Origin of the sequence: Pseudoalteromonas sp. MB41 (genome assembly GCF_020966275.1) — a bacterium.
Classification (GTDB): domain Bacteria; phylum Pseudomonadota; class Gammaproteobacteria; order Enterobacterales; family Alteromonadaceae; genus Pseudoalteromonas; species Pseudoalteromonas lipolytica.
This window is the reverse complement of the sequence record NZ_JAJJZF010000019.1, coordinates 73187-82740: the sequence shown is the minus strand read 5'-3', so window position 1 is coordinate 82740 and position 9554 is coordinate 73187. Positions and strand designations below refer to the sequence as shown.

General features: G+C 36.9%; 8 protein-coding genes. 7 read left to right on the top strand and 1 reads right to left on the bottom strand.

Annotated elements, in window-relative coordinates:
- The 3 genes from LPA49_RS16445 to LPA49_RS22365 all read left to right on the top strand — a co-directional run.
- A partial coding sequence (locus LPA49_RS16445) for a transposase (protein WP_230237299.1) occupies positions 1-296 on the top strand: 296 nt, incomplete at its 5' end.
- Between the two features lie 46 nt (positions 297-342).
- Positions 343-615, top strand: coding sequence for a hypothetical protein (locus LPA49_RS16440; protein ID WP_036973967.1), 273 nt, complete (start codon positions 343-345; stop codon positions 613-615).
- 521 nt (positions 616-1136) lie between these two features.
- A complete protein-coding gene (locus LPA49_RS22365; RefSeq protein ID WP_036973965.1) occupies positions 1137-2435 on the top strand; it encodes a PAS domain-containing methyl-accepting chemotaxis protein in 1299 nt (432 codons plus the stop codon).
- 48 nt (positions 2436-2483) lie between these two features.
- Here LPA49_RS22365 and LPA49_RS16425 read toward each other — a convergent pair whose 3' ends face one another.
- Complete coding sequence (locus tag LPA49_RS16425; protein WP_230237297.1) at positions 2484-2705, bottom strand: hypothetical protein; 222 nt, start codon at positions 2703-2705, stop codon at positions 2484-2486.
- A gap of 202 nt (positions 2706-2907) precedes the next feature.
- On the opposite strand from LPA49_RS16425, the gene LPA49_RS16420 reads away from it, so the two are divergent.
- From LPA49_RS16420 to LPA49_RS16405, 4 genes are all read left to right on the top strand, one after another.
- Positions 2908-5019 (top strand): EAL domain-containing protein, encoded by a 2112-nt coding sequence (locus tag LPA49_RS16420; RefSeq protein ID WP_230237295.1) that lies wholly within the window; start codon positions 2908-2910, stop codon positions 5017-5019.
- The gene (locus LPA49_RS16415; protein WP_230237293.1) at positions 5010-5933 is read left to right on the top strand and encodes a diguanylate cyclase; all 924 of its coding nucleotides are present in this window, start codon (positions 5010-5012) and stop codon (positions 5931-5933) included. Before LPA49_RS16420 ends, LPA49_RS16415 begins: the two co-directional genes overlap by 10 nt.
- Positions 5934-6016: 83 nt before the next feature.
- The gene (locus LPA49_RS16410) at positions 6017-7285 is read left to right on the top strand and encodes a PotD/PotF family extracellular solute-binding protein (RefSeq protein WP_230237291.1); all 1269 of its coding nucleotides are present in this window, start codon (positions 6017-6019) and stop codon (positions 7283-7285) included.
- 12 nt (positions 7286-7297) lie between these two features.
- The gene (locus tag LPA49_RS16405; RefSeq protein ID WP_230237289.1) at positions 7298-9553 is read left to right on the top strand and encodes an ATP-binding protein; all 2256 of its coding nucleotides are present in this window, start codon (positions 7298-7300) and stop codon (positions 9551-9553) included.
- Position 9554 lies beyond the last annotated feature (1 nt).

Genomic DNA, 9554 nt, shown 5'->3' with positions numbered 1-9554 from the left:
ATACCAGTCAGGAGTGCGCTGAATGCGATCACACTCACCCCGACAACCGTAAATCACAAGAGCTATTTGTGTGCGGTAACTGTGGCAATACTGACAATGCAGATAACAACGCATCAAAGGTCATAAAGAAACGGGCAATTAACCTAATATTAGACACTGGAACGGTGTTGTCTGGCGATGGAGTTCTAATAACTCAAGCAGATAGTGGACGTGGAGGCAATCGTAAGACTAGCCGAGTCAAAAGCTCGACTAGCGGTGTCCAACGAAGCGTCAAAAAAGAAAGGTTAGTAGCTTAGGCTATTATCTTGGAAGCTCGATGCCTTTAGGCGCGAGTAGTTCACAATGGCATCGACAGAAAAAGCAGCTGAATTAATGTTAGAGACAGGTGAGTTTTATACAGCCCAATCTCTCGGGAAAGCACTTTCTATTTCAGCAAATAAAGCGAGTGCACTTCTATATAACATCCGTACAACCAATAAGTATAAGACGGTTGATACTGGTGTCCCGAATAGCAAAGTAAAAGTGGTTGCTATATATGGCAGAAAATCCAGCATGAGAAGTTTACAAAAACAAGCTTTGCTGTTTGCCAGACCACCTATGCTTGCAAATGAATGAACTATTTGGAGGGCCTTATGTTATCAGTAAATGATGCAGCCGAATATATGCTTGAAAATGGAGAATACTTCACAGTAAAAAACTTGCTAAGCACTTTGATGTAAGTACCCGTAGAGCTTCAAGTTGGTTAGCGATTATCAAGAATGATGTTAAGTATTGTACAGCAAATTGGGGGGAGTCGGTTAAGCTACTTGGCGTTGGGGATAGAAAAGTTTCTTTGTCGCAATTACAGAAAAAGGCATTAATTTTTGAAAGACCGAAAATTCCAATCGGCGACTAATTATCCTTATAGAATAAGCTACATAATTTATTGTTATGTTAAATTGAGATTAGCTTGCAATGTTATGTAGGTTTTTGTTGGTTTTACAGTAATAGCGTCTTTTTATTTAGAATGTTAATTGAACATAAAAATAAAATGTTAAATTTGACTAGCGTTTATTGTGATTTCTAGTATTTTATTTCTAAACTATTGGTTCTTAATACTCAAATTTTGAGTTAACTCTAAAAAGGGAAGCTACCTAATGTGGTTTACAAATAAAAAATTGTTATCTGAGATAGCTTATCTAAAAGAGCAAACTGCTGAGTATGAAAATATTAAGCAGGAACTGAAAGAAGAGATGCTGTATTTTTTATTAAGTAAAAGTGGGCACATCTTAGAAGCAAATCATCGTTTTGCTGCAGCAATCGAAACTGAAGTTGAGGATCTAAAAGGAGCAAGCATTGAAAGCTTGATCTTAAAAAAGTCATTAAATAAACCTCATACACAAAAATTCTTGTCTGCACTTAAGAAAACTAACCATTGGCATGGTGCTTTACAGTTAAAAACGAAAACTGACAGAGAGTTGTGGCTTAGAAGTATTGTTCAACCTGTAAATGATGATATAGCTGTTTTTTCATCTGAACTCACTCGCACTATCTCTCATTCGAGAGACAAAGAAGATATGCTTGCTGCTCTTAGTCGTTCATCAGCTGTAATCGAGTTTACACTAGATGGAATAATTCTGAGTGCTAACGATAATTTTTTAAATGCAATGGGGTACTCTAAAAGCCAAGTACTAGGTAAGCACCATAGTATCTTTTGCACTCCAGAAGAGGCAAATTCAAATTCTTATAGAGAGTTTTGGTCAGAGTTAAAGTGTGGTCGCTTCATCTCTGATCGTTTTAAAAGAATAGATAGTTACGGCAATGAAGTATGGCTTGAAGCTTCTTATAACCCTATCCATGACGAAAATGGAGATTTATATAAAGTTGCTAAGTTCGCGACTGTCATTACAGAACAAATGAGAAGAGAGCAAGCTATTTCAGAAACAGCTGGCATTGCCTATGATATCTCAAAACAAACAGACTCTGATGCAGAAAATGGTTTAGGTGTTGTAAAGCAAGCCATCTCAACTATGAATGCGCTTTCTAAGAAACTTGAAACTGCGAGCGAAGGCATTAATAAACTTGATGTACAATCAGCAAAAGTCTCTCAGTTGGTTGAAAGTATTAAAGGAATAGCAGATCAAACTAACTTATTAGCACTTAATGCTGCAATTGAGGCAGCAAGAGCCGGAGAACAAGGACGTGGTTTCTCAGTTGTTGCAGACGAAGTAAGACAATTAGCATCAAGAACGAGCTTAGCTACAGAGCAGATAATTAGTGTAGTTGCTGAAAACAAACTACTAACACAGGACGCTGTTACTCAAATTGAAGCTAGTTTAGTAGAAGCCAAAGAAGCTTTGGATTTATCTAATAGTGCAGGTAATATTATCGATGATATTCAAAAAGGCGCAAAAGAAGTCGTTGAGGCTGTAGGCCAATTTAAAACAAACCTTTAATTTAGCTATCACAATTTGAAAGAGACTGAATACTACGACTAAAACAAGTCAGTCTCTGTTATAAATTTCTCTATCGAGTATGGCAAAGCGAGCAACAATGCTTACACCCGTCGACATTTGAATATTTGCTTTCTCTACTGCATCTTTGCAACTATGAAAGAAACCTAAATAAGTGCGGTCTGTTATCAAGTTGAAGTACGGGCATGACTCTGTATGTACCTCATGTTCACCTGTGTTTTGGGCGTTATCGTTAATGTAATAGTGTTCCAAAATTTCTCCTTAAATTATCCATTTTGTTTTATTACATAGTTAATATGTATTACTTACACATTAAGTAAAAACTAGCTAATAATTCCAAAAGCACCAGTTTAATATTCAAAAAATAATATTTTAAGACTAATAAAAAAGTGTGTCGCAAATTTGGTGTTTTAGCGTTATTGTTAGTAGGTACAAAGTATTGAGGGGACCCTTAATGGACAATTGCAGTGTTCTTATCATAGATGATGAAGAGATTAATACCTTACAGTTAGAACATGCTTTAGACGGAGTCGGAAATATTTCAACTTCTAATAACAGCTCTGAAGCATTACAGCTGATTGAAAAAACTAAACCAGACATTTTAATCCTTGATTTAGAAATGCCTACAGTAAGTGGTTTTGACATTTTAGAAGTGATACAGCAAAAGCCAACTCTGGCACATATTAGAACTGTTGTTATTACGTCTCACAGCGATCCTGCGATTGAAGAAAAAGCCTTATCTTTAGGCGCGATAGACTTTATTTCTAAACCGCTAAACCTCAGACTCTGTCGAATACGTATTGAAAATCATATAAAAATCAGAACGCAAGAAAAGGTATTACAGCTAACACAAGAAGAACTATTTGCTGAAAAAGAGCAGTTGAGAATTACGATAGATTCGATTGCAGATGCAGTTATTTCTACTGATAAAAACGCAAATATTGTGTATATGAACCCTGTAGCGCAAAGACTTACAGGGTGGTCACAAACAGCGGCGAAAGGTCGCCATATTGAAGAGGTGATGAAGTTAGTCGATGCTACGACCAAAGCCTCATCAATTAACCCATTAGTCGTTGCATTAAATGAAAATAGACCAGTTGCTATGGCTTTAAATACGCAACTAATAAGTAAGCAAGGAATTGAACATCGAGTTGAAGACAGCGCAGCTCCTATCCTTGATAAAAACCATAATCAATGCGGCGCTGTTATGGTATTTCAAGATGTAAGCGAAGCTTTAGCTATGTCTATGCAGATGACTTATTTATCTCATCATGACCAATTGACCGCACTACCAAATCGAGTGTTACTTCACGATAGACTCACGCAAGGTATTGCCAGGGCTGCTTTTAATAACTCTAAATTAAGTTTAATGTTACTTGATTTAGATAAGTTCAAGTTTATTAATGATGCTTTAGGTCATCACGTTGGTGATGAGATAATTGCACATATTGGTCACAGCTTGGATCGATTCGCATGTAACGATATCACAGTCGCACGTGTTGGGGGAGATGAATTTGCACTCGTTGTTCCTCACTCGGCTAATTCTTTAAGTTTAGAGCCTCTGGTTAATCAGGTTCTTAATGTTATTGGTAAGCCTTTCAGGTCAGGTGGTGAGCAGCATGTTCTTTCAGCAAGTTTAGGCATAAGTGTGTACCCTGATGATGCATCAAGTGTAGAAGAAATGCTTCGCCATGCAGACTCCGCAATGTACAAAGCAAAAAACGAATCTGCTAATAGTTACTTCTATTTTAGTGATGATTTACGGGTTGAAATGAATAGGCGTCTTGAGGTTGGAAATAAACTTAGAAAGGCATTAGATGAAAATGATCTCGACGTTCATTATCAACCTAAATATGATTTAAACACTGACACACTGATTGGTGTAGAAAGCTTAGTTCGTTTAAAAGATGGACAAGGTGGCTTTATTTCTCCTGTTCACTTTATTGAATATGCAGAAGAAACGGGGCTTATTTTTCGCTTAGGAGAACAAGTTCTTGAAAAGAGTTGTATTGCAGCGAAAACTTGGCTTGATAAAGGTCTGCCTATTAAAGTAGCAGTAAATATATCTGCTAAACAATTCACAGATACTAAACTTGTAGATACTGTTGCCGAAATTCTTGAAAGAACCCAATTACCAAGTCGTTATTTAGAGTTAGAAGTGACAGAGTCGGCCTTAATTGAAAACTTTGATTATACTGTAAGTCAATTAAAACTTATCTCTGGTATGGGGGTCAGTATTGCTCTTGACGACTTTGGAACTGGATATTCCAGTCTTTCATACTTAAGATTGTTCCCAATAGATATACTAAAAATAGATCAGTCTTTTGTTCGTGATATGCTTGATGATGCTCAAGCATTTAATATTGTTACTACTATAATTGAACTAGCTCACTCTTTAAAACTCCAAATTGTGGCTGAAGGGATTGAAACTTTAGAGCAAAAAGATCGACTGCAAGAGCTTGGTTGTCAAATTGGTCAAGGTTATTTACTAAGTAAACCATTGAGATTCGACAACGCTGATAAACTAATTCAAACCAGTAAAGCTGAAGGAATATTATGCCCTTAAGTTTAAAACCATTATCACAATGTAAAGTATTCATTGTTGATGATGATGAGATGGTAAGGCTAAGTTTAGGTGTTATTTTAGAAGAGCATTTTGCTGTTGATGCATACTCTTCTGGTCAGGCTGTTTTAGAAGCCTGTGAGGATTTACTTCCTGATTTGATTTTACTAGATATTAATTTACCGGATATAAGTGGTCTGGATATTTGTAGGCGACTTAAGGCTAAAGCTACATTCGAAAATATCCCAATAATTTTCATCACTTCGACTTACGACACGGAATACCAAAATGCATGCTGGGAAGCTGGTGCTTCTGATTTTATTGGTAAACCTATTACTGCATCGACATTGATACACCGCACGAAAAATCATTTAGAGAATAAGCTTCGATTAGAAAAACTATTACAGCTTACTTATAAAGATTCGTTGACAGGCTTATTTAACCGTCACTATTTGGATTTAGAAGTTGCAAACGTTTTTAAACAGACTTCAAGAGAGAGGAAACCGTTCAGCTTGCTAATGCTGGATATCGACTACTTTAAATTATACAACGATCAATACGGGCATCCGCAAGGAGATGCTTGCCTAAAAATAATTGCTGATGTTATTGAGCGATCTATTCAAAGACCTCAAGATATAGCAATACGATATGGTGGCGAGGAGTTTCTTGTCATACTGCCATTCACTGACTTCGACGGCGTTAAATTCATATGTGATCGTATTTCAGCAGAGCTTGAGGCAATTAATATCCCACATGTTAAGTCTTTATGGGGCCGCGCTACAGTTAGTATCGGTGGGGTTATCTATGAGCACCAAAATAAGGTGAGCTTAGGCGAGTTGATTAATTGCGCAGATAAAGCGCTTTATGCGGCTAAAAGTGATGGGCGAAACTGTTTTAGGCTTAGTTTTTGTGATTGATTTAGACTTTTCTTACTGCTTTTTGTAGAAACCTCAGGAACATAGCCTATACTTTGGAGATTGTTAACTTACCAAGAAATACAATGGAACATTCCCAAAAGCGTCGAGATTTTCTAAAAACACTCGGTGTTGGTGCTGTGACATCATCACTTGCGTTTAAAGCCCCCTATGTTTTTGCAAAGAACAAAGTAACCCTTCGTGTAATGGGAACACATGTTACGTTGCAAGAAGAGCTTAGACAGAGAGCAATGCGCGAGCTAGGTATAAACATCGAGTTTACGCCTATGGGGAGTGCCGCCGTTTTACAAAAAGCAGCAGCAGACCCTAGTTCTTTTGATTTGTTTGAGCAATGGTCTGACTCTATTAATATTTTGTGGCAAGCAGATGCAATTCAGCCAATCGAGGTTGATAGACTCGTTTATTGGGATGAAATAAACCCACTTACCAAGACTGGCAAAATTGTACCGGATGCAAAGTTAGGCGCAGGCGATTCACCAAACAAGCTGCTTTATGCACAGGCAGATGGTTCGTTAGGAGCAACACCATCCAAATTAATTAGCTTCATGCCATATGTACATAATGTCGATTCATTTGGCTATAACACGAATGTTATTGAAAAAGGTATCCCTTACGAAACAGAATCTTGGGCATGGTTATTAGATGAAAAGAATAAAGGGAAAGTAGCCTTAGTTAATGCACCAACAATAGGTATTTTTGACGCTGCTCTAGCTGCTCAAGCTAAAGGATTAATGAAATTTAATGATTTCGGCAATATGACTATTGCCGAGATTGACCAATTATTTGCCATTTTATTTGAAAAGAAACGGCAAGGTCATTTTTCAGGTTTTTGGACTTCGGTTCCGCAATCTGTTGATTTTATGAAAATGAACCGAGTGACCATTCAAAGTATGTTCTCACCAGGGGTCAGTGCGCTAAATGGGATAGGCATTCCAGTAACTTATGCATCGCCAAAAGAAGGGTACAGAGCATGGCATGGAGTTATGTGTTTATCAAAAAATACGCATGGGCATGTTAAGGATGCTGCGTATGAGTATATGAACTGGTGGTTATCCGGCTACCCAGGCGCATTTATAGCAAGGCAAGGATATTACATTTCTAACCCTAGCCGAAGCCAACCGCTTATGTCGAAACCTGAGTGGAACTATTGGTATGAAGGACAAGAAGCATCAACTGACTTGAAGGGAACGGATGGTAAAGTATCTGTTAAAGCAGGCGAAGTAAGGGATGGTGGCAGCTATATTAAACGCTTTTCAAACATCGCTGTTTGGAATACTGTGATGCCAAATTATGACTACAGTTTAGATAAGTGGTATGAACTACTTAATGCATAAGGAAGTAATTTGTTGAGCTTTTTTTCAAAATCTCTTGCTGCCAAAATGTCACTAGCGATGGCACTTGTCTTAATCGCCATGAGTGTTAGTTATTTGATTATGAATCAAAGGCTAAAAATCATCGAAGACTCTTTCAATGATATCGCTAGCATTAGTAATTATTCGGTAGATATTTTAAAAATTAATAAAGATATTGTTGAGATGCAAAGGGATATCTCAGTTTACGGAGCATCAGGTAGTGCCCCCGTTTTTAAAAAAATAATGGTAAATTTTGACAGTATTGAAAGTCGATTAGCTGAAATTACTTTAAAAAATACTGTAGGAAGAACGAAAGCTCACATAAATGGAATGACGCAGCTAGTAAGTCGTTATGGTGATAATTTAAAAGTATTGAAACTTCGCTTTACACAACGAAATAACTTAATTGAAAAAGAGTTACCCCAAATTTATCTGAATGCAGTTTTACTTCTTGACGATTTGAAAACAAAGACGATTAATACAAATGATAAGTTGCTAATTGCCGAATACCTTAATCTTTGGCATGTGCTGCATCATGATGCAATTCAATTTTTAACAAAAAAAGAGTATGCCAAAAGAGCATCCGTTGAAAAAATACTGGATACGTTATCTGAAAATGGAGCTGATAATACTAAATTTGAAAAAATGCTCAATTTCGTAAGCCATTATCGGGTGGTTTTTTCAAAAAGTGTTCAAGCTAATCGAAACTATTTGAGCTTAGTTAATGTTGTTATGGCAGGCGATGCAATTGAATTTAGTACGCTTGCAAATAGCTTAAGGGAAGATTCGTTAACTCAACTAAAACAAATAAAACGGAATGCACAACAAGCGGTTACAATGACAGAGAGTATTTTAAATGTACTTGCTTTAATGGTTGTTATATACATTGTCGTTCTATCTTTATTTTTTCACTTGCAAATTACACGTGGGATAAAACGCTTAACAAATAGCTTCACACATTTCTTAGATGGAGATTTGGAAGCACCGATTTATGATTTAAAACGAAAGGATGAAATTGGTATTTTAGCCAAGGCGGCTAATAAGTTTAGAGAACTAAGTAAAGATCTATCTGAAGCGAAGCAAAGTGCTGAGCATACAACAAAAGTTAAGTCAGAGTTTCTAGCAAACATGAGCCATGAAATTAGAACACCTATGAATGGTATTTTAGGAATGGCTCGCCAGCTAAGCCGCACGACTCTCACACCAGAACAAAGCAAAATGCTACACCTCATACAGTCTTCTGGCGCTAGCTTATTAGTTATTATCAACGATATTCTTGATTTGAGTAAAATTGAGGCTTCAAAAATTGAGCTTGAGTCTGAACCAGTAGATTTAAGCTATCTTTTAGAGGAGCTTAAACACCTATTTCAGGAGCAAGCAGATAGTAAGAATATTCAGCTTTATATCTCTACAACTCCGGAAGTTGAAAAACTGGCTTTTTTGGCCGATGAAACGCGCTTAAAGCAGGTATTGATAAATTTACTGGGTAACGCTGTTAAGTTCACAGAGAGAGGAAGCGTTTCGTTAACTGTAAACATACAAGAGATTGGGCTTGATGAAGTAAAGCTTACGTTTAATGTATCAGACACAGGGATCGGGATTGCAAGTGAACACTTGAATACACTATTTGAAGCATTTTCTCAGGCAGATACGTCTATTACAAGGCGTTTTGGTGGTACAGGGTTGGGCCTCACTATATCAAACAAATTATTAGATTTGATGGAAGCACCTCTACAAGTCGAAAGTACACTAGGAGAAGGATCTCATTTTTATTTTTCTCTGTTAGCAAAGCGCACACTATCTTCAATGGACTTAGATCATAAAGATGCTTCATTAACTACACCTAAAGAAGATATAGATTTATCGAATATTAATGCGCTTGTTGTTGAAGATAATGACATTAATCAGATAGTGATTGAAGCGATGCTCAATGAATTTAATATTACCTCTATAAATATGGCAAACAATGGTCAGGAAGCTGTTGAACAATGTGAACTAGGTGTATTTGATATTATCTTTATGGATATGCAAATGCCAGTATTAGATGGTCCGCAAGCCACTGTAAAAATTAGAGAGTTTTCTGCTTTCAAACATACACCAATTATTGCTTTAACTGCTAATGTATTAAGTGCAGATAAGCAGCGCTGTTTTGATGCCGGAATGGATGATTATATCGCAAAGCCACTCGAGTATGACGCTTTGAGGTCTATCTTGCTAAAGTGGTGTAGAACAAATATTAAGCGGACATAGT

Excerpts from the sequence above, each read along its gene's own strand:
- LPA49_RS16440 (WP_036973967.1), top strand. The coding sequence starts at position 343 with ATGGCATCGACAGAAAAAGCAGCTGAATTAATGTTAGAGACAGGTGAG.
- LPA49_RS22365 (WP_036973965.1), top strand. The coding sequence starts at position 1,137 with ATGTGGTTTACAAATAAAAAATTGTTATCTGAGATAGCTTATCTAAAA.
- LPA49_RS16420 (WP_230237295.1), top strand. The coding sequence starts at position 2,908 with ATGGACAATTGCAGTGTTCTTATCATAGATGATGAAGAGATTAATACC.
- LPA49_RS16415 (WP_230237293.1), top strand. The coding sequence starts at position 5,010 with ATGCCCTTAAGTTTAAAACCATTATCACAATGTAAAGTATTCATTGTT.
- LPA49_RS16410 (WP_230237291.1), top strand. The coding sequence starts at position 6,017 with ATGGAACATTCCCAAAAGCGTCGAGATTTTCTAAAAACACTCGGTGTT.